Genomic DNA, 25,165 nt, shown 5'->3' with positions numbered 1-25,165 from the left:
TTTATAAATTTCTTATATCCAGTTTCAGCAAAGATATATTTCTGCATCATAACCTGTTGTTTCTCACAAAATCATAAGATATGAATCAGTTTGCCAAGGAAACTCTGCCCATCAGTCTTGAAGAAGAAATGCGGCGTTCCTATCTTGATTACGCGATGAGCGTCATCGTCGGCCGCGCTCTGCCGGATGTTCGCGATGGCTTGAAACCGGTGCACCGGCGCGTGTTATTCGCCATGCACGAACTGTCCAACGACTGGAACAGGCCCTACAAAAAATCTGCGCGTATCGTCGGTGACGTTATCGGTAAATACCATCCGCATGGCGATACCGCCGTCTATGACACCATCGTCCGCATGGCGCAGGACTTTTCGCTGCGCTACATGCTGGTCGACGGACAGGGTAACTTCGGTTCGGTCGATGGCGATAACGCCGCCGCGATGCGGTACACCGAAATCCGTATGTCGCGTATTGCGCACGAGCTATTGGTCGATCTCGACAAGGAAACAGTGGATTTCGGTCCCAACTACGACGATTCCGAAAAAGAACCGCTGATTCTGCCGGCCAAAATACCCAATTTGCTGATCAACGGCTCATCGGGTATCGCCGTCGGCATGGCGACCAACATCCCGCCGCATAATCTGAATGAAGTCGTGGAAGCCTGCCTTGCCTTGCTCAAAAACCCGGATATCACCATCGATGAGCTGATCGATATTATTCCGGCACCGGACTTCCCCACTGCTGGCATCATTTACGGTGTTGCCGGTGTGCGCGACGGCTATCGCACCGGCCGTGGCCGTGTGGTAATGCGCGCACGCACGCATTTTGAAGATCTGGAAAAAGGCAGCCGCCAATGCATCATCATTGATGAATTGCCATATCAGGTGAACAAAGCCAATTTGCTGATACGTATCGGCGAACTGGTACGCGACAAGAAAATCGAAGGCATTTCCGACCTGCGCGACGAATCCGACAAATCCGGCATGCGCGTCGTCATCGAACTGAAGCGCGGCGAAGTGCCCGAAGTCATCCTGAATAATCTGTACAAAGAAACCCAGATGCAGGATACGTTCGGCATGAACATGGTGGCCTTGCTCGATGGCCAGCCGCGCTTGCTGAATTTGAAGCAAATCCTGGATGCCTTCCTGCGCCACCGCCGCGAAGTCGTCACACGGCGCACGGTTTTTGAACTGAAAAAAGCGCGCGAACGCGGTCATTTATTGGAAGGTCTGGCGGTTGCGTTATCCAATGTCGATGAAATCATCGCGTTGATCAAAGCGGCACCGACGCCCGCTGATGCCAAGGAAGCCTTGATGGCGAGAACCTGGCAGTCCAAATTGGTCGAAGAAATGCTGACGCGCGCCATGGCCGATGCCAATGCGCTGCGTCCGGAGGGATTGGATAATGCCTTCGGTTTGCAAGCACAGAGATACCGGCTTTCCGATGCGCAAGCGCAAGCGATCCTGGAACTGCGTCTGCAACGTTTAACCGGTTTGGAACAAGAAAAGATCGTCGATGAGTACCGGGAAGTTATCGATAAAATCATCGATTTTCTGGATATTCTGGCCAATCCGGGGCGCATCACCAGCATCATCACCGAAGAACTGGACGCGATCAAACTGCAATTCGGCGACAAACGCCGCAGTGAAATCGTCATCGACACACAGGATTTGAGTATCGAAGACTTGATCACCCCGGCCGATGTCGTGGTGACCTTATCGCACAGCGGTTATATCAAATCCCAGTTACTCGACGACTATCGCGCGCAAAAACGCGGCGGACGCGGCAAGCTGGCGACGAGCACCAAGGAAGACGATTTCATCGACAAGCTGTTCATCGCCAACACGCATGACTACATCCTGTGCTTCTCGAGTCTGGGACGCGTGTACTGGATCAAGGTCTACGAAGTGCCGCAAGGCGGACGGCAATCGCGCGGCAAACCGATCATCAATTGGGTGCAGCTGGAAGAAGGCGAGAAAATCAACGCCATTCTGCCGGTCAAAACTTTCGACGAGAACCGCTTTGTCTTTATGGCCACATCGTTTGGCACCGTCAAGAAAACGCCGTTGTCGGATTTTTCCCGTCCGCGTAACAATGGCATCATCGCCATCGGACTGGATGAAGGCGATTATCTGATCGGCGTTGAACTGACCGAAGGTAAACATGATGTCATGTTGTTCTCGGATAATGGCAAAGCCATGCGCTTCAGCGAAAACGACGTGCGCCCGATGGGCCGTACCGCCCGTGGCGTGCGCGGCATGAAGCTGGGTTCCGGACATAAAGTCATTTCAATGCTGGTCGCGGAAAATGAAGAACTCGCGGTGTTAACAGCGACGGAAAATGGCTTCGGCAAACGCACGCCGATCAGCGAATACACCCGCCACAACCGCGGCACGCAAGGCATGATCGCGATCATCACCAGCGCGCGTAACGGCAAGGTGGTCACCGCCAAACTGGTGAAACCGGACGATGAAATCATGCTGATCACCTCCGGCGGCGTCATGATCCGCACGCGCGTCAAAGAAGTGCGCGAAATGAGCCGCGCCACGCAAGGTGTCACCTTGATCAATCTGGATCCGGGCGAAAAACTGGCCGGTCTGGAACGGGTGGTCGAAAGCGAGGACAGCGATGGAGATGGTGAATAACCAATAACCCACTTACCGGAAAGAACGCCATGGATCAGATCTATAATTTCAGCGCAGGACCCGCAGTCCTCCCCAAGGAAGTATTGCAACAGGCGCGCGATGAAATGCTCGATTGGCACGGCAGCGGCATGTCGGTGATGGAAATGAGCCATCGCGGCAAGGAATTCATGTCGATTGCGGAAAAAACCGAGAACGATCTGCGCGAACTGGCGAACATTCCGCGCAACTATAAAGTGCTGTTTCTGCAAGGCGGCGCTTCCAGCCAGTTTGCCATGGTGCCGATGAACCTGCTGCGCGGCAAAACAACAGCGGACTATATCAATACCGGTCAGTGGTCGGCCAAAGCCATCGAAGAAGCCAGCCGTTATTGCACGGTCAATGTGGCCGCTTCGTCGGAAGACGCTCATTTCACCTACGTTCCGCCACTGGAACAATGGCGCTTAAACCCCGATGCAGCGTATGTGCATTACACCAGCAACGAAACCATCGGCGGCGTCGAGTTTCATTGGGTACCGGACACGGAGGCTCCGCTGGTTGCCGACATGTCGTCGGATATTCTGTCGCAGCCATTGGATGTCACGCGTTTCGGCTTGATTTATGCCGGTGCGCAAAAAAACCTCGGCCCCGCCGGATTGACATTGGTCATCGTGCGCGAAGATCTATTGGGACAGCCGCTGCCCGGTACACCGACGCTGTACGATTATCAGATTCACGCCAAGAATGATTCGATGTACAACACCCCGCCCACTTACGCCATGTACATTACCGGGCTGGTATTCGCCTGGTTGAAAAAACAGGGCGGGCTGGCAGCGATGGAAAAAATCAACACGGCCAAGGCCAATCTGCTGTACGACTATCTCGACAGCACGGATTTCTATCACTGCCCGGTGGCGGTAGCCAACCGGTCGCGTATGAATGTGCCGTTCACGCTGAAAGATTCCGCGTTGGACGGTGAATTTCTCAAACAAGCGCAACACAACGGTTTATTACAGCTGAAGGGGCATCGCTCGGTCGGCGGTATGCGGGCATCGATCTACAATGCCATGCCGGTCGAGGGCGTCGCGACGCTCGTTAATTTCATGAAGGAGTTTGCCAGCCGCCATGCCTGAACAACAACTCTTTAAAATTCTGACACTCAATGCGATTTCTTCGCACGGACTCAACCGTTTTCCCGCAGAGCGTTATCAGACCGGTCATGACATCGAGGAACCGGATGCCATCTTGGTGCGCTCGCACAACATGCTGAACAGCGCCATCCCGGACAGCGTCAAAGCAATCGGCCGCGCCGGTGCGGGTACCAACAATATTCCGGTCGATGCGATGAATGCGCGCGGCATACCGGTTTTCAATACGCCCGGCGCGAACGCCAATGCCGTCAAGGAATTGGTGCTGGCCAGCTTGTTTCTGGCGGCGCGTAACCTGGTACCGGCATTGCAATTCGCCGACAGCCTGCAGGGTGACGATGCGGCGCTCAATAAACAAGCCGAGGACGGCAAAAAACGTTTTTCCGGTATCGAATTGCCGGGACGCACGCTGGGCGTGATCGGTTTAGGCGAAATCGGCCGCCTGGTCGCCAATTCGGCCATCCGGCTCGGTATGAAAGTCATCGGTTTCGACCCGAAAATCACGGTCGAATCGGCCTGGAGCCTGTCAGCCGAAGTCAAGAAAGCCAACAGTCTGGAAGATTTGCTGCGCCACAGCGAATTCATCAGCGTGCACGTGCCGCTGCTCGATTCGACACGGCACCTGATCAACAGCAGCACGATACAGCTGATGAAGCCGCATGCAATTGTGCTGAATTTCTCGCGTGGCGCGATCGTCGATGAAGATGCGATCCTGCAAGCCATCGCCGCCAACAAAATCAAAACCTACGTCAGCGATTTTCCCAGTGAGAAACTGCGACACCAGAAAAACGTGATCACCTTGCCGCACCTCGGCGCGTCGACCAGCGAAGCGGAAGACAATTGCGCCGTGATGGTGGTGGATCAGTTGATCGATTACCTGGAAAACGGCAATATCACCAACACCGTCAACTTCCCGGATACGCAGATGGAACGCGAAGTGCCTTACCGCGTCGCGGTCGCCAATGCCAACGTGCCGAATATTCTGGGGCAGATTTCGACCAGCATGGCGCAGGCCGGACTGAATATCCATACCATGATCAATAAATCGCGCGGCGGCATGGCTTATACGCTGGTCGATACCGACAGCCCGGTCCCGCCGCATGTTTTGCATGAGATTGCATCGATCAGCGGCGTGCTGATGGCGCGTTATCTGCATCTTCCCGGATAACCGCCAAGCACTGCCGAATCGCCCCATGTTCAATGATTAACTAACCATGTCCGAAGAACTCAAACAACTCCGCGATCAAATCGACGCCATCGACAACGAATTGCTGCAATTGGTCAGCAAGCGCGCCGGATTGGCGCAGCAAGTCGGCAAAATCAAAAAAAGCGGCATCGTCTACCGTCCCGAGCGCGAAGCGCAAATATTGGCGCGCATGCAGGAACAAAATCCCGGGCCGGTCAGCAACGAACACATTAAACATTTATTTACCGAAATCATGTCGTTGTGCCGCGCCTTGGAAAAACCCATGAGCGTGGCCTACCTCGGCCCGAACGGCACCTTCTCCGAAGAAGCGGCGCTGAAACGCTTCGGCAGCTCCATTAGCGAGGTCGCGTGCGATTCGATCGACGACGTGTTCCGCACGGTGGAATCGGAAGCAGCCCATTACGGCGTGGTGCCGGTGGAAAATTCTTCCGAAGGCGCAGTCGGCAGAACCATGGATTTACTGTTGCAAACGCCGCTCACCATCTGCGGCGAGATTCAATTGCCGGTGCATCAGTTTCTGATGGCGCAGCAAACCGATCTGACGCGCATCAACAAAATTTACTCGCACCCGCAGTCGCTGGCGCAGTGTCATCACTGGTTAACAACCAACTTGCCGCATCTGTCCCATTCCGCATTGATCCATGCCGCCAGCAATGCCGATGCAGCCCGCCAAGCCGCGGCCGACAATCAGGCCGCAGCGATTGCCAGCCAAAGAGCGGCGGAATTGTTCGGGCTTTCCATCTGCGCGGAAAACATCGAGGACGATCCGAAAAATACCACGCGCTTTCTGGTGATCGGCAGACAAATCGTAGCGCCTTCGGGAAAGGATAGGACATCGCTGATCGTGTCGACCAATAACCGTTCCGGCGCGATTTACACCTTGCTCGAACCGCTGGCGCAGTATAGCGTCAGCATGAGCCGCCTGGAATCGCGTCCGTCCCGCACCGGTCTGTGGCAGTATGTTTTTTTCATCGATCTTGAAGGACATCAGCAAGATGATAATGTCGCCGCAGCCCTGGCGGAGTTACGCCACAAAGCCGCTTTCCTGAAAATTCTGGGATCGTATCCGGCCGCCTGACAACTCACCGTCGCTGAATAGCCGCATTAATCCATTCACACCATTTCCCTATTCTTTTTTATTCATTAACACATTTAATCTTATGAATCTTTGCGATTTTGCCCCGGAATATATCCGCTCGATCCAACCTTATCAGCCCGGCAAACCGATTTCGGAACTGGCGCGCGAAATCGGATTGGATGAATCCTACATCATCAAACTGGCGTCCAACGAAAATCCGCTCGGAACCAGCCCGCTCGCGCTCGACGCGATGATCAACACCTTGCACGATGTCGCGCTGTATCCGGACGGCAGCGGTTACGAATTGAAAGCCGCGCTATCGAAACGCTATGGCGTCGATCCGGCGCAAATCATTCTGGGCAACGGCTCCAACGACGTGCTGGATCTGGCCGCGCGCGTTTTTCTCAAACCCGGCGCGGCTGCGGTGTACTCGCAACATGCCTTTGCGGTGTATCCGCTGGTAGTGCAAATGATCGGCGCGAACGGTATCCCGGTTCCCGCCCGCGACTATGGGCATGACCTGCCCGCAATGCTGGATGCCATCACGCCGGAAACACGCATCGTCTTTATCGCCAGCCCCAACAACCCGACCGGCACCTTATCGGGCGAAGATGAATTGTTCCGTTTCATGGAACGGGTATCGCGCGATGTGCTGGTCGTCATGGACGAAGCGTATTACGAATACCTGCCCGAAGCGAACAAACCGGACAGTATCAAATGGTTGAAACAATTTTCCAATCTGCTGATCACGCGTACTTTCTCCAAGGTTTACGGCCTTGCGGGCGTGCGTGTCGGATTCGGGCTGACGCATCCGGACGTGGCCAATTTGATGAACCGCGTGCGCCAGCCGTTCAATGTCAGCAGCATCGGCCTGGTCGGCGCGCTGGCCGCGCTGCAGGATGCCGAGTTTGTGCAGAAGTCGTATGCGCTGAACCGCGCCGGAATGCTGCAACTGACCGACGGCTTCCGCAAAATGGGTATTGAATACATTCCGTCGTACGGTAACTTCATCAGTTTCCGCGTCAAAGGCGATGCCGCCAACACGCCGAAAGTCTATCAAAGCCTATTGCAGCATGGCGTGATCGTGCGTCCGCTGGGAATCTACGAAATGCCGCACCATCTCCGCGTAACCGTCGGACTCGAATCGCAAAACAAACGCTTCCTGGAATCGCTGGAGCAGGCTTTAAGCGAACTGAATTAATTACCATCAAACAGCAATCGTCATGGCAACTATCACGGCACTGAATAAACTGGTTATTGTCGGCGTCGGTTTAATTGGCGGATCATTTGCGCTGGCGCTGCGCAAGGCGGGGTTGGTCAGGCACATTACCGGCGTCGGGCGCAGTCAGGCCAATATGCAACGCGCCGTTGAATTGGGCGTGATTGATGAAATTGCCACCGACATCGCCTCCGCGTTGAACGATGCCGATCTGGTGTTCCTGGCCATGCCGGTCGGACAGACCGCTAGCACCCTGGAGAAAATTGCGCCGCATCTGCACGCCAACACTCTCGTCACCGATGCCGGCAGCACCAAGCAGGATGTCATCGCCGCAGCGCGGCACCATCTTTCCATGCAAAACCGGCACCACTTCGTGCCTGGTCACCCGATCGCCGGCACCGAACAGAGCGGCGTGCAAGCCGCGCAAGCGGATTTGTACGACAACAAACACGTGATTCTGACCCCGCTGCCGGAAACCAGCATGGCAGCCGTCGAACGCGTGCGTGAATTATGGCAAGCCTGTCACGCCCAAGTCTCGCTGATGCCCCCGGACGAGCACGACCGGGTACTCGCCGCCACCAGCCACCTGCCGCATATTCTGGCGTTCACCCTGATGAATCACCTCAACCACAGCACCGATGACCCGGAAAGCTTATTGCGCTTCGCTGGCAGCGGCTTCCGCGACTTCACCCGCATCGCCAGCAGCTCCCCGGAAATGTGGCGCGACATTTGTCTGGCGAATCGCGAAGCATTGCTTACGCAGATTGAGGCGTATCAGGATGAGTTGAAGAGTTTGCGAGAGTTGTTGAAGAAAAATGATGCTGAAGCACTGGATCAAGCTTTTTCGCAGGCACGGAGCATGCGGGAAGATTGGTTAAAAAACAAAAAGTAATATTTCTTTGTTATTTATTCTCTGATTTATAGCTAATCTTAATTTTTGTTAAAAGTTTCTATGTGGTCATTTGGGATAGGTGCATTGCCAATGGAGTTGCTCATCTGTCTCCGTTATCATTAAAAGATGTTGCTCGTTTGTAGTGTTCGAGCAGTGATTCATTCCCACTCAATACTTCGAACATTATCTGCATCATTAGGATGGGACCGGGAGTAACTTTATCTGGATCTATCTCGCTGCCGTCATAATCTGGGTTAATTGGTATTTCAACATTCATAACCCACCAAACTTCGATCTTTTTTAGTAAATCCATTAACAATTGCATGCTGCTAATGATTGAAGTTTCTGTCCCAGTAAAGACATGCTTCGGAAGTTCATGTGCGAGTAAGTTGCGTAACCGCCTCAATTCTTCAAATATCAGGAGATCTTGATCACTGATTACTTCTGACTCTTGAAGCCACTTCAACGAAGCGTATAGAGGACTTTTGTTTAAACTGAGAACATTCTTCTGGTAGTCTGGAGACATAGTTAGACCTTCTGCATCAAACCCAATACAGTAAAAATCCTTGATTCGACCAATGATTGAATCTTTGAGCATCTCATAGGCGGTGATATACAAAGATACAGCTATCAATCTTTCCTGAATCACCGCAGGAGTTAAGAAGTTTTCCCACTGCTTTTCTACATTCACAAACTACTATCCCCCAGATTTACCAGGCTGCTTACCCGCCGCTCTCAGATCGACAATCTTATTCAGCAACTGAAACCAGAATGGTGCGCCAAGGGATCCGGCGAAAGTCGTGATCAGGATGCCCATAAATTTCACCAGCCAGTCCATGGCTTCGAATTTTTCCGATACCCAGATCCATTTTTTCTCTTCGCCATCTTTGACCGTCCAGCCAATTGGCAAGCGCAGTTCTTCAATTTTTTTAATCAACTTCCCAACATCCTTCGGGGATTCCACAGTTTCTTTGCCTGCACCATCATCATTCCCGGTGGATTTTTCCTCTGTCGATTGCTTTGCCGGTGATTGCGGCATCAAACCGGCAACATCCGTCGAAGAAGCCGCTTGAACCAAAGCTTGCCGAAGCGCGATATCGGTCCACAGGGTCTGGGAAATTTTGATGGCGTCGATATTCAAGACTGTACAGACCACGAGTGAAATACCAAAAATAATGATTTGCGTTTTTTGTTTGTACCAGCCGCCCACCCGGTCCATCGCATCGTTGTACCAGCTCTCCACGTTCCTGCGCGCTTTCTCGGCGTCGTTGCCTGCTTCATGCAGCAACAGGATGATCGATTTTCCCGCTTCGGTTTGTGCAAAAAACTTCTGGCTCTCGATCTTTGCGATTAGCGATTGATTGTCCGCCGGAAGCTTGCCGGTATTGCCGGTCATGATATCCATCAGCGCCAGGGTGAAGTTCTTCGGCGGGATATAGGAAGGTTTTTCTCCCGCTTTTGAAAGCCCGTTAATCAACGGATGTCGGTAGAGATCGGTGACCAGTTGGTTGGCTTCGCCGGATTGCAGCAAGTTGGTCAGACCGGCTTCAAGATTTTTGGCGCGCATCCGGATGAATTGCGCAATCATTTCATTGACCGCAGAACACAACAAACTGACCAAAACAAAGAGAAACACCATGCCCAGAGCGATATCCAGAATTGAAGAATTCAGCATTTTTCCTCCCGCAATTGATAGTCGTTACACGTCATCGATCAGTTTAGCGCACAGAACCGGAAACGGGTTGCTTTGTTTGACAGCTTTCCGGGTTTTCAGTATATTCTGGACTGAAGCGGGGTTATTATTTTTCTATTCCAACAGAAAAATGAAATACGAACAAAGGGTTAATGTTTCATCCATAAAAATTAATAACACGCATACCCACCTAAAAAACCCTACACCGGAACAAGTATCCAGTCAGCAAATCGGTTGCTGATTAGCAAGGATTAGTAAGTTCAGTCAAATTAGAAACGTAGTAACAAAATTCCCCCATAAGGGCGGATTTCCGTACCAGCATCACTGCATCTAATCGTCCCAAGTCATCTTTGATGATAAAGAAGCGATAAGTTGAATAATTAAGCGCATCACTGAGTGGTTTTCATCGGTCGATGGCTTTATTAATAGGTGGTTACTATGACTGCAAATGCCTCGTTCAAATTGACCGGCCATCCGGGCGCTTTGGTTCAGCATCACCTTGATGCCGCGTTACCGCGTGTGGGCGCCGCCATCAGCAATCTGAAAGGCATTTATCAATCCCGCCATATCAACGTAGGCCTGGGCACGCTGGGTTTCCTGGCCGTCAAACGTAACGCTCCGGATGGGGAATCGCTGGTGTTGGTATCCAACCGGCATGTTCTGTTCGCCAACGATGCGGAACACGATGAAATTATTTTTCAGCCCGATTACGAAGAACACGATGACCATGTCATTTTTGACGCACCGCGCTTAAATGCCATTGCCAAAATCGACGATGAAGGACTATGCGGGCATTTCCCCTTTGCCTATCCGGGAGAACCGGAAAAACCCTATTACATCGATTGCGCAACAGCCAGCCTGCTGCTGAAGCAAAGCAAAAATCCGCAGCGGATGCAAGGAAGAGTCCGGCACTTCGCAAAAATCGCCCGGGTGCATCCGCTGGATACGCTGAGAGGACGGGAACTGAAAGTCCGCTTGTTAGGCCGCCCTGATTCAACGTGGGGGAAAATCATTGACAGCGCAGCCACGGTTGAGACTGTCCATGGCGAACTGTGCCGCAACACGTTGATCATCGAAGCGCTGCCCGATCGCCACGGCGTTAGGCAGCCGTTCTCACGTAAAGGCGATTCCGGCGCTTTACTCGTCGACCAATACCAGCGCGCGGTGGGATTGCTCTGGGGCCATCACATGCGCGATCCCTATATCGCTTATGCGTGCCACATTCATCCGGTGCTCAGTTGTTTGCAGATTACGCCCTGGTACTTCGATTTTTGCGCGCCCCGGTCTATCCATAAGGATTAACGCTATGCCTCAGAGAAAACGCACTGTATTCGCACACTGCCAGCTGACTGGACGGAGGTAATGTAATGGATCAAAAAGAACTGGCTGCATTACACGCGGAAGCGGAAGCCGAATTGAAAAAAATCCCAGGCGTTATCGGTGTCGGCTATGGCTTGAAAGAAATTGGCGGAAAAACCACCGATCAAGTCTCATTTCGCGTGTACGTCAAAGAAAAACGCAAACCGGAAGAGCTGAATCCAGCGGATATCATCCCGAAAGAATACAAGGGCATTCCAACCGATGTGGTATTGGTCATTCAACCCAAACCCTTACACTGCGAAGACTTGGATCAGCATTCACCGTTGATCGGCGGCATATCGGTTACCAATTTCAAAACCAACGCTTCGAGTCAAATCGGCTCCGGAACGTTGGGTTGTTTTGCCACGTTGAACGGCGTCAGCGGACCCGAGAACGTCGTGCTGCTGTCGAACAATCATGTCCTTGCAAGCAATGGCGCGTCCAATGGCGATACGATTTATCAGCCAAGGTTTATCGATAACGCAGGGACTATCAATATTGACGCCACCCAAGAGCGGCGCAATCCGATCGGAAAAATTCATAACATCGGTCAGCAGGGACCCTACTCTTACACTTATCCCAGCGAAACAGCGCAAGATTATTTTCTAGATTGTGCGATCGCCAAATTGGATATCTGTATTTCCAGCTGGTGCAACACCAACTGCGGTGTATCGTATAAAAACGAAATCCGTGGATTGAATATCGGCGGCAACAGCAAACTGGAAGATGTGGCCCGTGTTGCACAAAGTGATTTGGGTAGCGGGGATTATGTGGTCCATAAAGTCGGGCGCAGAACCAGCAAAACAACGGGCAAAGTCATCGATACGGCTGCGATAGACCCGACCGGAGGCCGTGCTCTCTATATCGAAGCCACACAACCCAATTGCAATGGAGAAATGAAATTCTCAGATGAAGGCGACTCAGGCTCTGCAATCGTCAACGCACAAAACAAAGTAGTCGGTCTGTTGTACGCAGGAGATAGCGCCAATCCGGCTCGAACGCTCGCTTGCCACATTCACCCGGTCATAGCCTACCTCAGCATCACCCCGATCACTACTGCCAATCCCCCGGTCGGCCCCGCCGGGCAAACGTTAAACGATGTCGAGGGCATCCTCACCGGCATCAATCACACCACCGAAGTACGTGAGCGCTTTTTGAACACGCGCAAAGGCGCTGAAATTTATCAACAAATTCTCGACCATCGTCAGGAAGTGATTGCGCTTGTGAATCACCGGCGGCCGGTCACCGTGGCGTGGCATCGCAGCAAAGGCCCCACGTTCCTGGCGCACTTCGTCAACAATGCGCGCGATCCCGCACATCTGATTCCGTTTGAAGTGGAAGGTATCACGCGCGATCAGATGATCCGGCGCATGGCCGAGGTGCTGACACAGCATGGCAGCGCCGCGTTGCAGCAAGTCATTCAGCGTTACGTCGACGAAGTAATGGGATTTATCAACAGCTTCGACAATCTGCACGAGTTCGTTAAGCAGTTTGAAGACACCAGCTCCAGTGAATCAAACAGAAACGCCACGCTCATGGAGGAAACCACCGATGTCAAATGAAGTGGATACCTTACAACGCGTTCTGCTGCAAATCTCCAATGTGCTGGAGCCGCTGGAACGCGAGCTGAATAGCACACGCGCGGTGCAAACATTCGCCGAATTAGGTATCACGCTCAACAGCGGACAGGTATCGTCGCTGGCTTCACCGATGCAGGCGCTGGTCGCCAGCAGCAAAACCGTGTTGCAAAAAGCCGGGGATTTGGCGCAAGCAATCGAAGACGAAGACATCGGGCAAATTATTTCCATCAGCACGGAATTGATTAGCCAAGTCATCACTGCTATTCAAAAAATCGATCAACTGCAAACCGCCGTGCAAGGCATCGGCGGTATTCCGGCCAGCGTATCCAGTCATTTTGCCGAACGCTTGTTCAACTACTTGCTCGTCCGTGCGCTGGATGCCGCCAACGGCATCAACGAATTGTTCGAGCTGCTGGGCATACTCGAGCGGCAACGCAATAACGTCGGCTCGACCGATCCCGGCAATCCTGAATTCACCATCTCCACCTTCCATTTCAACGAACTGGGCAAGTGGCTGGAATCGCCGGTGTCGGCATTACAGTCGCACTATAACTGGAGCAGCAACAGTCTCGATGCCGCCAATTTGCTACAGCGGCTGGAACGTTTACTACTGCATCTCAAAGCACCGGCTTTTTTTGACGATACGTCGCCCACACCGATTCTCGAAGCCGTCATCTTTCAACTGCGGCCGCGCACCGATCTCAATCCCAACGGATTGAGTCTGTCGATCCGGCAAAATCTCAGTCCCGGTAAAATCGAATTTGCCGCCGACGATTTAAAAGTCATCCTGGATTTACAGGCCACACTGCCGTTCGGCGCCGAGTTAGTAATCCAGCCACCGGCCACATTCACTTTTCATACCTCCGCAGCCGATACGGTTTCCGGTTCGCTGAACCTCAGCGTCACCGCCGACCGCACGCAAGCGGCAACGCCGTATCTATTGATCGGCGACCCGGACGGCAGCCGGTTGGAAGTGGGTAAATTCGGTGTCAGCTTTGGTGGCCGGATTCAAGGCAGCGGCGGCGGACAATCGGCGGCCGATTTTACCGTCGGCGGTGAAATCGGCGCCGGTAAACTGGCCATTTCGTTTGCCGATGGCGATGGTTTTCTTACCGATATTCTGAGCGGCGTCCAGCTCAATTCCGATTTCGGCATGGCGTTCGGCTACAACAGCAGCGACGGGCTGTTTTTCGTCGGCAGCAGCGCGCTGGAAATCAAATTGCCGCTGCACCTGAATCTCGGGCCGGTCGAAGTCAGCGCGTTGACCTTCTCGGTCGGCATCGACAACAACAAATTCCCTACCGCTATTTCAACCGACATCAAAGCCGCGCTGGGTCCGCTCGCCGCTGTCGTCGAAAATATCGGCTTGGCCATCGATTTCGCCTTGGTCGATAACCGCAGCGGCAATGCCGGGCCGGTCGACATCCAGCTAGGATTCAAACCGCCGAATGGCGTCGGCTTGTCGCTCGATGCCGGTATCGTCAAAGGCGGTGGTTATCTCTACTTCGATTTCGACAAGGAAGAATACGCCGGTGCATTGGAGCTGATGTTCAGCGGCATCGTCACGGTGAAAGCGATCGGTCTGATCACGACGCGCATGCCCGACGGTTCCGAAGGCTTCTCGCTGTTGATCATTCTCAGCGCCGAATTCGGCACGCCGTTCCAGTTGGGTTTCGGTTTTACGCTGAACGCCGTCGGCGGGTTGCTCGGCCTGAACCGCACCATGGAACTGGAAGTGATCGCCGCCGGTGTGCGCACCGGATCGATCAACAGCATCATGTTCCCGGACAATATCATCGAGAATGCGCCGCGCATCATCAGCGACCTGCGCCAATTCTTCCCGCCCGCACAGGATGTGTTTCTGATCGGGCCGATGGCAAAACTCGGCTGGGGCACACCGACACTGGTGAGCGCCTCATTGGGCATCATCGTCGAAATACCGCCGGGCAATATCGCCATTCTCGGTGTACTGAAAGTCGCATTGCCCGATGAAGACGCTGCATTGATCATCATTCAGGTCAGTTTCATCGGTGCACTGGAGATCGACAAACAGCGGCTATGGTTTTATGCCAGTTTGTACGATTCCCGGGTAATCTTCCTCACCATCGACGGCGATATGGGCCTGCTGATCGCTTGGGGTAACGATGCCAATTTTGTCATCAGTGTAGGCGGTTTTCATCCCTCCTTTAAACCGCCTCCACTGCCTTTTCCCAGTCCCAACCGGATTGCGATCAATATCCTGAATACCTCATTCGCGCGAATCCGCGTGGAAGGTTATTTCGCCGTCACTTCCAACACCGTGCAGTTCGGCGCCAAAGCTGAAGTTTATTTCGGTCTCAGCGCTTTCAATATTTCCGGTCATGTCGGCTTTGACGCGCTGTTCCAGTTCTCGCCGTTCTATTTCATCATCACCATTTCCGCGTCATTCGATGTCAAAGTGTTCGGTGTCGGTTTGTTCGGCGTGCATATGCGCGGCGAGCTGGAAGGCACATCGCCGTGGCATATCGAGGGCGAAGGCTCAATCTCGCTGCTATTCTGGGATATCGACGTACCCTTCAGTCATACCTGGGGTGAAGACGAAAATACCACTTTGCCGTCCATCGACATCATGCCGCTCATTACAGCGGAATTCGAGAAACTGGATAACTGGACGGCCGAATTGCCTGCCTCCAATCAATTGCTGGTGTCACTGCGCACCATCGAAAGCACGAACGATTTGATTCTGCATCCGGTCGGCGTGTTGCGTGTCAACCAGCGCGCCGTTCCGCTCGATCTGGATCTCGACAAAGTCGGCAATCAAAAACCGAAAGACGCCAAGCGGCTGACCGTCGAAGTCATCGATACCGGTCTGGCCAAGGTCGCGGATACCAAGGAATCGTTTGCCACCGCGCAATATAAAAACTTGAGCGACGCCAACAAACTGAGTGCGCCTTCCTACGAAAAACAAAATGCCGGTATCGAACTGTCAGTGAGCAACCAGCAGCTCAAATCATCCGCAGCGGTTAAACGCGTGGTGCGCTATGAGCAAAATATCATCGACAATAATTTTGTCTCATTGCTGATCCGTTTTGTCGCCATCGGCGCCGAATTCTTCAATCACTTCCTGGGCCGCAACGCCGCATCGAAATCGGCGCTCTCGGCCAGTTACAAAGCGCAAAAAGCGCCAGTCGAGCAGAAAGTCATCGTAAAAGAAGCCGGTTACGTCGTCGCTTCGACCATGAACAACAGCCCGCACAGCAAAGAAGCTTATTTTGCATCGCATGCGCAAGCGCAGGATTTCCTGCGCGCGCAAGTGAACCAGTCGCCCGGGCTGCAAGACAGCCTGCACGTGATCCCCAGCGCGGAAGCCGCGCCATTGCGGGAGGCGGCATAATGGCGATCGGCACCTATACTTTTCTACCGTGGCTGCGGCAAGGCGTCGCCAATAATATCCAATCGGCGGATCTGGATGCTTCGGTCAAAACGCGCGCCAGCGTCGCCGTCAGTCTGAATATCAAAGGCAGCGGCGGCGAAGGCGGCGATGTGGCCGCTCCGGTCAACAAGAACGTCGCCCTGTACGGCCCCGGCGATATCATCGGCATTGAATCGCGTGCAATCATCAAAACCGAACCGCTCAATTGGATTACCAACTTCGAGCCGAATTATCTTTGCCATATCGAGTTCTACGACGAAGATTTCCCTTGGCGCTACACACCGGCGGCACCGGCGGGCGCACGATTACGGCCGTGGGTTACGCTGATCGTATTGACCGAAGCGGAATTTGCCGATGGCGGGAATATTTCCGGCAAACCCCTGCCTTTTATCGATATTAAAGCCGATGCGCTGGGATCGGTATTTCCCAAAGCCGAGGAACTGTGGGCGTGGGCGCATGTGCACGTCAACAAAAATATCGCTGGCAATCAGGATGCGCCGCAAGCACCGGACATCAACAATGCGCTGTCGCAGCTTCAAAGCGTGCTGGCACAAAATGCCGACGAAGCCTATTCGCGCATCGTCTGCCCGCGCAAACTGACCCCGAACGAGCGCTATCATGCGTTTCTGATTCCCACCTTTGAAACCGGCCGTCTGGCTGGGCTGGGAATGAACCCCGACGACGCGCCACATGCGACATTCTCGGCCTGGGGCGAAGGCCGCGCGGCGCCGACGCAGTTTCCGTTTTATTACCGCTGGTTCTTCCGCACTGGCTCGCAAGGCGATTTTGAATACCTGGTGCGCCTGCTCGAACCGAAACCGGCGGATAGCCGAGTCGGCCGCCGCGATATGGATGTGCAGAATCCCGGTTCCAATATCAGCGGCATCCAGAATCCCGATCTCGAGGGTGTATTGAAACTCGGCGGCGCGTTGCTTGCACCGCTCAGCAACCAGGCCGAGCAGGAAATCGCCAAGTGGGAAAACTGGGATCAGCCGTATCCGCACGTCTTCCAGCAGGAATTGGCAGCCTTTCTGAATCTCGCCGACGATTACGCCAGGCTCGCCGCCGATGTGGCTCACCAGAATACCGATTTACCCGATGCCATCCAGGCCGATCCCGATCCGCTGATCACGCCGCCGATTTACGGCCGCTGGCATGCACTCCGAAACCGCGTGCTGAAAGAAGCCGACGGCAGCGATGCGCCTAATAACCAGAATTGGCTGCACCAGCTCAACCTCGACCCGCGCTGGCGCAGCGCCGCCGGTTTCGGCACCGATGTCATCATCGCCAATCAGGAAGAATACATGGACGCGGCGTGGGATCAGGTGGGCGATGTGCTCGAAGCCAACCGCCAGATCCGCTTAGCGCAGCTCGCCAAGATCACCGCCAATAGCTGGTATCAAAAGCAGGTACTGCCGTTGCAGCAGATCAGCCACGATAAAGTGCTGTTCATGACGGCGCCAGTGCAAAAGCGCGTCATCAGCCAAGGCGTGACGGTTTTCCACCAAATCAAACAAAGCCCGGTTACACCTGCACTGACATCCGCGCCGCTGCGGCGCATGCTGCGCCCGAATGGCCGCTTGCAAAAGCTTTCAGCCTTTGACGAGCGTATTCACCCCAACAATTTGATCACGCACGTCAACGACGGTGCCATCACCGCTGCGCCGCCGCATGTGGTGCCCGCTTCGCTGCCCACCTTGGACAATCTGTCGCAGGATGCACAACCAAAAAATATCCCGGCTTGGTTGCTGGATTTGCTGAAACGCTACCCGTTCATTCCCTATCTGTTATTGGCGTTGATTGTGCTGATGATCATCGTACTGGCGGTCATCGGCGTCAGTACCGGAATCTGGACTGTAGCGGCGGCGCTCAGCGCGGGATTATTGTGGGCCTATCGTACCGCGCAGCGTTTAATTACACAAATGAATCAAGCCGATTCGGTATCCGAAACCGGGCAAACACCGGCTGCGGTCGACTCCATGCCACCGAGCAATAACTTTGTGCTGACGCCGGAACTAAATCCTTTAGCGCTAGATCCGGCCAATCCGCCGCAACCCGCCAGCGCCGGTGGAGCCGATAGCATTCAATCCAGCCGCTTTAAGAACGCGCTGAAAGACTCTTACACGGTGCTGCAAAACGGCCTGCAAGCCGGTGTCATTCCGGCAACCGTACCGGTCAACATGGCTCAATTGGCAATGGATACGCTGGTCAAACTGAATCCAACGATCACTATCCCGAAATGGACGCTGGGCAACATCCTGTTACCGCCGCATATTATCGGGTTAATTGGCGAAAAGTTTGTCGAAGCGATGGCGTACCCGGAATTCGATGTGCCAATGTACAAACCGCTGGTCGATAAATCCACCGAGTTGTTTGTGCCGAACCTGAATTTCATCGGACAAAACACCATCACGTTATTGAAGACCAACCAGCCGTTCATCGAGTCGTACATGGTCGGTCTCAATCACGAATTCGCGCGCGAATTGCTGTGGCGCGAATATCCGACCGATCAACGCGGTTCCTACTTCCGGCAGTTCTGGGATGTCAGCGGCTTTCTCAGCCCGACCGAGGACAGCAAACAACGCCGCGAGGAATTGAAAGACATTCCGCCGATTCACCGCTGGTCGAGATTCTCCAAACTGGGCGAGCACGATAATCGCGAACAAGGCCTCGAAAACGAAGAGGAATTGGTATTGGTGATTCGCGGCGAATTGCTGAAAAAATACCCGAATGCGGTGATTTATGCGCAAAAAGCCAAATGGCAGCCGATCAGCGCTACCAATCCGGCGCCGAACAAAAGAACCGAGCGGGTATTCGACGACAGCGTGCCGATCAAAACACCGTTGTACGAAGCGCAAGTCAAGCCGGATATTTACTTCTTCGGCTTCGATTTAACCGAAGAAGAAGCGCGCGGCAACTCCGAGGTTGACGACGAGCCGGGTTGGTTCTTCGTGATCAAGGAACGTCCGGGTGAACCGCGCTTCGGTCTGGATATCGACCGCGAAGGTCCGATTCAAGTCTGGAACGACCTCGCCTGGACCGATGTCGCGCCTGGCATCAGTGACGGCGAATTTATCGACATCGCCGCCGCACCCGCGCGCAGCCTGCCAAGCGCAGCACCGGGCGGCACCGCGCAGGAAAAAGCGGAGCAGTGGAAAGAGGATCATTTGTTGAGCTGGACAAACAACATCAATTCGGCGGAACTGGCTTACATTTTATTCCAGGCGCCGGTGCTCGTCGGTGTGCATGCTGCCGAAATGCTGCCGCGCGATTAAGCATGGTTACATAAGTACAAAATCTCAACCGACAGAAATGGCTTATGACTCAATTTAAAGACACGCAAGAGCAGATCGACCAAGCACGCCGCCAGCACCGGCAAAGCCGGTTGAATTGGTCTGCCGCCAACGAGAAGCTGCAAAAAACCGGGCGTTTGATCGCATCGTTACGCCGCCGCTCCGACGGTGCAGCCCAGGAGCAATTGCAGACTTTGCTGCTCGAGCAAGAATCGCTGCGGGCTGACACCGTCAAGCTGCAAGCCGAGCTTGAGCGGAACCGGCAAGTATTGATCGACCGGGAAGTGCTGTTCGAGACTTTCTCCGATCCAACCAAAAGTATCAACCAGTTGAACGATATTCATCCGATTCTGCTGTTTCCGCTGCGCATCGAGACGCGTTTCAAAAAAGTCACCGGCCCCGGCGGGCGCGATGGCAGTACCGATCAATTATGGGTGCGCGTCTACCCGGACGACATCAGCGTCGATACTTTTGAAGAAATTCCTTCCGAAGTCGAGATCAGCAGCACCCGCGTCTATTGGACCAATATCTGGAAAGCGGGTGGTGTCGACAGTGAAAAACGCGCGGCGTGGCAAGCGCTGGTCAAAAGCCACGGCGCAGGCCGGGCGTATTGGTTGGGCCAATTATTCAAACCGCTGAATCTGGCTGAGGAACCGGTCAAAACCGATGGCGATTATATTTTAGTAATTGTTTCGGAACAGCCGCTGCCCGCTGCCGAAAAACCGTTCGTGCAGCAATACTGGCAAACGGTATTCAGCGCCAATAACGATGCCACGGCTTTGGATGCGGCGTATACCACACTTAAAATTAATCTCGGCGAAGCACGCGCGCAGGAAATCGTTACTTCGTATCAACCGCAAAATCTCAACGTCAAACCGGCGCAACCTGAAACAATTACCCAGGTACGTGTCGAATTCCTGGAGTTACCCGCCGTCGATGGAGTCGATACACAACTGCAAGCCTGGACCAATCCGGCACGCGTGGCGCTGTTGCCGGAACGGTTCGTGGTCATGGGCTTCAACGGAAAGGAACAAACACTGCTGCACATCGGCCGTCCGGTGCCTTCGGAACTGATCGTAGGCCCCAACCCCAACGCACCGGAAGATCAGCAATTACGGCTGGAAGACGGTGAACTGATCGTACCCGATGAGATGAAATGGGTTACCGATTTTGACGAAGCCGTCGCCAAGGGCATGGGCTTCAAGATTAACCTGAACGATATCCAGGCGCGGCGCGGTTTCGACCGGCTGTTTGTGCTCGGTGTGCGGCTCAGCGCCGATGTCGATAAAAGCCGCGAACAATTGCAACAATTGATTCAACACCATCAGCGCAGCCGCAAAGGATTCAGTTTCCTGATGCAAGGCGCGCCGACCAATAACGTCGAAGATCAGGAAAGCGGTTATAGCTGGTTCAGCGACGCCGACGCCAGTTACGATCATTATTTCAACCAGTACGCCGCCGACGATGATCCCGCCGACTGGCGCACCCGGAAAGACGGCCGCTGGCTGGCAAACAGTCTGGGTCTCGACCCGGCGATCCTGAAGTTATCGCCGCAGTATTACGCCAGCGATCAGATGGAAGCCCGGGCAATGAACGAAGCGCTGTGGCCGGCAACACTCGGTTATTTCATGGAACAGATGATGGAGCCGGTATTCAGCGACGACACCATCACCAGCACACGCAATTATTTCAACCGTTATGTGCTGGGCCGCGGCACGCTGCCCGCGATCCGTATCGGCAAGCAACCGTACGGCATCCTGCCCGCCACACCGTTCTCGCGCATGACGTGGATCAATCGCAAATTGTTCAACGACGACCGGTTGGAGCCGCACATTTCCGGTTCTTTCCTGTTTTTATCCCGGCTCTACAATCTTATCAAGAAGGCCGACGAGCGCTGGACTTCACTGCTGCCGCAGGTATCGTACGTCGGCAAACCGCAAACCGATCCTCAACAAGCCTTGCTCGACATCGTCGGGCTGCATCCCGCATCGGTCGAGTTTTATCAACGCTACGCGGAAAGCGCCGAGCAGCTCTACAACCGCTATAAAACGTCCGGTATCAATGGCGCGATCTATGCCACGATTGCCTCGCTGTTTTATACCCAAAGCGGCCTTGCGCTGCTGGCGCAATTGGGTTATTCGGCACAGGACCACAACAAAATTCCCGATATTCTGAACAAATTCTTCACGCTTGCCGCCAACCTGCTGAAAGGCCCGCTGATCGACGATCAAGCGCTGTCCGAATTCAATCCGGTGCGCGCTTACCGTTCCGACGGCACGAATTACTTGCAATGGCTCGCTACCGCAGCGCGCGATTCGCATAACACTCTGCGCCTGCAACAAGGATTTATCGACGATAAGCCACCGGCAGCGTTGCTCTATCTGATGCTGCGCCATGCGCTCGATTTGTCCTACCTCGATACCAGTCTGCGTCTTCATCTGGAAGCAAATGTACTCAACCCGCAGCAATTCTCCGTGGCGAAACGTGAACCGAAGTTCATGCACATTCAGGAAACCGGAGACGATAAAGGCAGTCCGTGGCAGTACCTGTATAAAGCGGAACCGGCGATCACCAACCAGCCGAATGTGCAAATCGGCGATTTCATTCCGCATATCCTCACGCTGCGCAACCCTTACCTGAATACCCAAATCAATGCATTGGAACGGTTGCAGCACACGCCGACGGCACGGCTGGAGCGGATTTTCGCCGAGCACATCGATTGCTGCAGTTACCGTCTCGATGCCTGGTGGTTAGGGCTTCTGAATGTGCAACTGGACATCATGCAACAAATCGCCGGGCAAGCGCAGCCAGTACCCGGCACCGCACCCGGTGAAACCGACAACGGACATGACGCCGATAATCATGGTTGCTATCTGGGCGCTTTTGCCTGGTTGGAAGATGTCCGGCCGGAAAACAAAAATCTGACGCCGGTCAAACTGACCGAAGAGCTCGACAAGATTTTCAATAAACCCGGTCAAGCCCCGTTGGCCGAGGACGACAAGAATTTCGGTTTTATCCACGCCCCGTCCTTGAACCATGCCGTCACTGCCGCCGTGCTGCGCAACGGTTATCTGGCCAACGCCACGCCGGACAATCCCGACAGTTTGGCGATCAATCTCACTTCCGAACGCGTGCGGCTGGCGATGAACGTCATCGAAGGCATGCGCAACGGCCAGAGCCTTTCGGCATTGCTGGGTTATTACCTGGAGCGCGGTTTGCACGACGCCGGTGATTTATTTCTCGATAGCATCATTTTCGATTTGCGCAAGCAATTCCCGCTCGCGGGCGACCGGTTATCGACCACCTCAACCGCAAGCAACGAACCGATCAGCGCTGTGGAAGCGCGTAACGTCGTCGACGGGCTGGCGCTGGTCGAGCATGTGCAGACGCAAACGGGCGCGAACCGTAATTATCCGTTCGGTATTGCGCAACTTCCGCCGGTTACCGAGCAGAACAAACTGGATGCCATTAACCGCGAAGTGCAGCACATCATGAATATCAACGATGCCGTCGCCGATCTCGCGATGGCGGAAGGTGTGTATCAGGTGGTGCGCGGCAATTATGAGCGCGCCGCCGGAACGCTGGATGCCTTCAGCAAGGGACATTTCCCGCCGGTACCGGAAGTGGTGCAAACGCCGCGCAGCGGTATCACACTGACGCACCGGGTCGGTTTGCACTTACGTGTCGGATTGAACCCCGCCGATCCGGCCAACAGCACGCCGCGCGCCAAAGGCGAACCAGCCGTCAATCAATGGCTGACGCAGCTACTGCCGCCCATGAGCGATATTTTCTGTACCGTGGATTATTACCATCAAGGCAACGCGCAACAGCAGCAACAAACAATCAGTGCGGAGGATTTGGGCTTACTGGCCACCGACCTGATGTACATGCTATCGAGCGACCAGCAGCAAATGACCGCGCTCGACGACCGTATCCTGACCCAGGTTTATGCAATTCCCGGCGTGCGCGTCGATAGCGATATCAAAATCCAGTACCGCGGCAAACTGCCTGGAAAATATTCGTTCTTTGAAGTGATGCCGATGCTCAACGATCTCAAAGCGTTGAGCACCCAATCGCGGCCGCTCAGAACCACCGACGTGAAACTGCCGAACGAAGCATCGCAGCAAGAAGATAGCGTGGCAGCGATCCGTGCGGAAAAAGTCACCGCAGTACGCGATTTGCTGCTGCCGCAGCAAACCGCTTTGAATGCGCTGAAAACGCAAATCGACACCTGGCTGAACGATCCCGATCCGGTCGTTGCGGAAAGCAATGCGCTCGATCATCTCGATGAAATGATCAGCGGTTATTTACCGCTTGCCCTGGCGGTCAATCGATTCGGCTTGAGCGGCGCGGCAACCGGTTTTGTGTACGATTGGCGGCGCACTCAATTCCTGGCATTGCTGGAAAAACTGCAAGGCATCGTCACGCGCTGGCAAGCCGCGTTGCTGGAATTCGAGCAACGCATTACCGGCTTCGGCGCATTGGATCCTGCCACGCCGGTCGAAAGCAAAATGCAATATTTGCTGGAAACCGCGTTGTTGATCGTGACCGAATCGATTCCAATCCCGGCATCGAACGACCCCAACGATTTGCTGACCACACTGAACACCACGCACAAAACCGGTTTTCAGAACAGCTTGACCAGTCTTGAAAATCTATTGGCAACCGCCAGTCAAGTCGGCGCGCTATACGCGGCGATGATTGCCCGGGAAAGCGATATTGCGCTGCATGACACGCAGACATTGGATATCACCGACAATAAAAAAGCCATCGTCAGCTTTGCACAAACCTTGCTAACTAAAGTAGCCGGTTTGGCGGCGGATATCGACAAGCGCATGGCAGCGGCCAACGGTTTGATCACCGGCGATGCCTCGGCTTCCGCCGAGCAGCGCATCGATGAACTGACACAAGCGATCCGGCAGTTGACGCACGACGATTTCGTCATTCTGCCCGAGTTCAATCTGGCCGCCGCGCACGGCAGCGAATGGCAGCAAAGCTACGACAATCGTGCGCAATTGCTGAGTTATCAGAAAAACGATCTGAGTGTGGATTTTCCCGAAGACAACTGGCTATACGGCGTTGCCCGGGTACGGGAAAAATTACAGCGCTGGGAAAGCGTAACGCAGTTCGGCGAAGCATTGAACAATGCCAGCTTGAGTTTGACGCCGTTGCAGTTTCCTTATCGCGCCGACGATCACTGGCTGGCGTTGCAATACCCCGATACCCAGCCCGGCACAAGCGAGCCGTTCGTGATCGATAGCGACAAATTGCTGTACACCGCGCATTACGTCGATGCTTTTGCACAGAACACTGCGATTTGTGGGCTGTTGCTCGACGAATGGACCGAGGTGATTCCCACCACCCAGGAAACCACCGGATTAACATTCCATTACGACCGCCCCAACTGCGAAGCGCCGCAATCGTTGCTGCTGGCGTTACCGGCCAACTTCACCGGTCACTGGCAGTGGCAGGATTTGGTCGATACCCTGCACGAAACCTTGGATATGGCCAGCAAGCGCGCCGTTGAACCGGCGCATTGGAACCAAACCGAATACGCGCGCTTCCTGCCTGCCGTGGTGTCTTCAGTGACCCGCTATCCGATTATGATGGCGCTCGACCTGGCCTTTAATAACGCGGTGCAATTCAAATCCAACGTAGAGAGTTGA

At 54.1% G+C, this 25,165-nt stretch carries 13 protein-coding genes; 11 read left to right on the top strand and 2 right to left on the bottom strand.

The annotated features are described in order from the left end of the window. Nucleotides 1-80 precede the first annotated feature (80 nt). The 6 genes from gyrA to ABD07_RS10780 all read left to right on the top strand — a co-directional run bounded on the left by gyrA (nt 81) and on the right by ABD07_RS10780 (nt 8,162). Nucleotides 81-2,642 (top strand): DNA gyrase subunit A, encoded by a 2,562-nt coding sequence (gene gyrA / locus ABD07_RS10805; protein WP_160818275.1) that lies wholly within the window; start codon nt 81-83, stop codon nt 2,640-2,642. Between the two features lie 29 nt (nt 2,643-2,671). Beyond that, nucleotides 2,672-3,751, top strand: coding sequence for a 3-phosphoserine/phosphohydroxythreonine transaminase (gene serC / locus ABD07_RS10800; protein ID WP_160818274.1), 1,080 nt, complete (start codon nt 2,672-2,674; stop codon nt 3,749-3,751). Next, nucleotides 3,744-4,934 carry a 3-phosphoglycerate dehydrogenase family protein gene (locus ABD07_RS10795; protein WP_160818273.1) on the top strand — a complete coding sequence of 397 codons (1,191 nt, stop codon included), beginning with the start codon at nt 3,744-3,746 and terminating at the stop codon, nt 4,932-4,934. Before serC ends, ABD07_RS10795 begins: the two co-directional genes overlap by 8 nt. A gap of 46 nt (nt 4,935-4,980) precedes the next feature. Then, on the top strand, nt 4,981-6,051 hold the full coding sequence (gene pheA, locus ABD07_RS10790) for a prephenate dehydratase (protein ID WP_160818272.1): 1,071 nt from the start codon (nt 4,981-4,983) through the stop codon (nt 6,049-6,051). A gap of 82 nt (nt 6,052-6,133) precedes the next feature. Beyond that, nucleotides 6,134-7,252, top strand: a complete 1,119-nt coding sequence (gene hisC, locus ABD07_RS10785; protein WP_160818271.1) for a histidinol-phosphate transaminase — start codon at nt 6,134-6,136, stop codon at nt 7,250-7,252. A gap of 22 nt (nt 7,253-7,274) precedes the next feature. Beyond that, a complete protein-coding gene (locus ABD07_RS10780; RefSeq protein WP_160818270.1) occupies nt 7,275-8,162 on the top strand; it encodes a prephenate dehydrogenase in 888 nt (295 codons plus the stop codon). Nucleotides 8,163-8,262: 100 nt separating this feature from the next. Here ABD07_RS10780 and ABD07_RS10775 read toward each other — a convergent pair whose 3' ends face one another. Both ABD07_RS10775 and ABD07_RS10770 read right to left on the bottom strand, forming a co-directional pair. Then, the gene (locus ABD07_RS10775; RefSeq protein ID WP_160818269.1) at nt 8,263-8,853 is read right to left on the bottom strand and encodes a hypothetical protein; all 591 of its coding nucleotides are present in this window, start codon (nt 8,851-8,853) and stop codon (nt 8,263-8,265) included. 6 nt (nt 8,854-8,859) lie between these two features. Next, complete coding sequence (locus ABD07_RS10770) at nt 8,860-9,837, bottom strand: hypothetical protein (protein ID WP_160818268.1); 978 nt, start codon at nt 9,835-9,837, stop codon at nt 8,860-8,862. Nucleotides 9,838-10,293: 456 nt separating this feature from the next. On the opposite strand from ABD07_RS10770, the gene ABD07_RS10765 reads away from it, so the two are divergent. The 5 genes from ABD07_RS10765 (at nt 10,294) to ABD07_RS10745 (ending at nt 25,165) form a co-directional block, all read left to right on the top strand. After that, the gene (locus tag ABD07_RS10765) at nt 10,294-11,157 is read left to right on the top strand and encodes a hypothetical protein (protein WP_160818267.1); all 864 of its coding nucleotides are present in this window, start codon (nt 10,294-10,296) and stop codon (nt 11,155-11,157) included. A gap of 65 nt (nt 11,158-11,222) precedes the next feature. After that, nucleotides 11,223-12,776 (top strand): hypothetical protein, encoded by a 1,554-nt coding sequence (locus ABD07_RS10760; RefSeq protein WP_160818266.1) that lies wholly within the window; start codon nt 11,223-11,225, stop codon nt 12,774-12,776. Further along, nucleotides 12,766-16,167, top strand: a complete 3,402-nt coding sequence (locus ABD07_RS10755; RefSeq protein WP_160818265.1) for a DUF6603 domain-containing protein — start codon at nt 12,766-12,768, stop codon at nt 16,165-16,167. Before ABD07_RS10760 ends, ABD07_RS10755 begins: the two co-directional genes overlap by 11 nt. Then, nucleotides 16,167-19,481, top strand: a complete 3,315-nt coding sequence (locus ABD07_RS10750) for a hypothetical protein (protein ID WP_160818264.1) — start codon at nt 16,167-16,169, stop codon at nt 19,479-19,481. Before ABD07_RS10755 ends, ABD07_RS10750 begins: the two co-directional genes overlap by 1 nt. 44 nt (nt 19,482-19,525) lie before the next feature. After that, nucleotides 19,526-25,165, top strand: a complete 5,640-nt coding sequence (locus tag ABD07_RS10745) for a hypothetical protein (protein WP_160818263.1) — start codon at nt 19,526-19,528, stop codon at nt 25,163-25,165.

The sequence above is a fragment of the Nitrosomonas oligotropha genome, from assembly GCF_009833085.1.
GTDB lineage: Bacteria > Pseudomonadota > Gammaproteobacteria > Burkholderiales > Nitrosomonadaceae > Nitrosomonas > Nitrosomonas oligotropha.
The sequence above is the reverse complement of the archived record's forward strand: the minus strand, read 5'-3'. Positions and strand labels throughout refer to the sequence as shown.

Bases quoted from the DNA above. Each gene is read 5' to 3' on its own strand.
- gyrA (WP_160818275.1), top strand. From the start codon at position 81: ATGAATCAGTTTGCCAAGGAAACTCTGCCCATCAGTCTTGAAGAAGAA.
- serC (WP_160818274.1), top strand. From the start codon at position 2,672: ATGGATCAGATCTATAATTTCAGCGCAGGACCCGCAGTCCTCCCCAAG.
- ABD07_RS10795 (WP_160818273.1), top strand. From the start codon at position 3,744: ATGCCTGAACAACAACTCTTTAAAATTCTGACACTCAATGCGATTTCT.
- pheA (WP_160818272.1), top strand. From the start codon at position 4,981: ATGTCCGAAGAACTCAAACAACTCCGCGATCAAATCGACGCCATCGAC.
- hisC (WP_160818271.1), top strand. From the start codon at position 6,134: ATGAATCTTTGCGATTTTGCCCCGGAATATATCCGCTCGATCCAACCT.
- ABD07_RS10780 (WP_160818270.1), top strand. From the start codon at position 7,275: ATGGCAACTATCACGGCACTGAATAAACTGGTTATTGTCGGCGTCGGT.
- ABD07_RS10770 (WP_160818268.1), bottom strand. From the start codon at position 9,837: ATGCTGAATTCTTCAATTCTGGATATCGCTCTGGGCATGGTGTTTCTC.
- ABD07_RS10765 (WP_160818267.1), top strand. From the start codon at position 10,294: ATGACTGCAAATGCCTCGTTCAAATTGACCGGCCATCCGGGCGCTTTG.
- ABD07_RS10760 (WP_160818266.1), top strand. From the start codon at position 11,223: ATGGATCAAAAAGAACTGGCTGCATTACACGCGGAAGCGGAAGCCGAA.
- ABD07_RS10755 (WP_160818265.1), top strand. From the start codon at position 12,766: ATGTCAAATGAAGTGGATACCTTACAACGCGTTCTGCTGCAAATCTCC.
- ABD07_RS10750 (WP_160818264.1), top strand. From the start codon at position 16,167: ATGGCGATCGGCACCTATACTTTTCTACCGTGGCTGCGGCAAGGCGTC.
- ABD07_RS10745 (WP_160818263.1), top strand. From the start codon at position 19,526: ATGACTCAATTTAAAGACACGCAAGAGCAGATCGACCAAGCACGCCGC.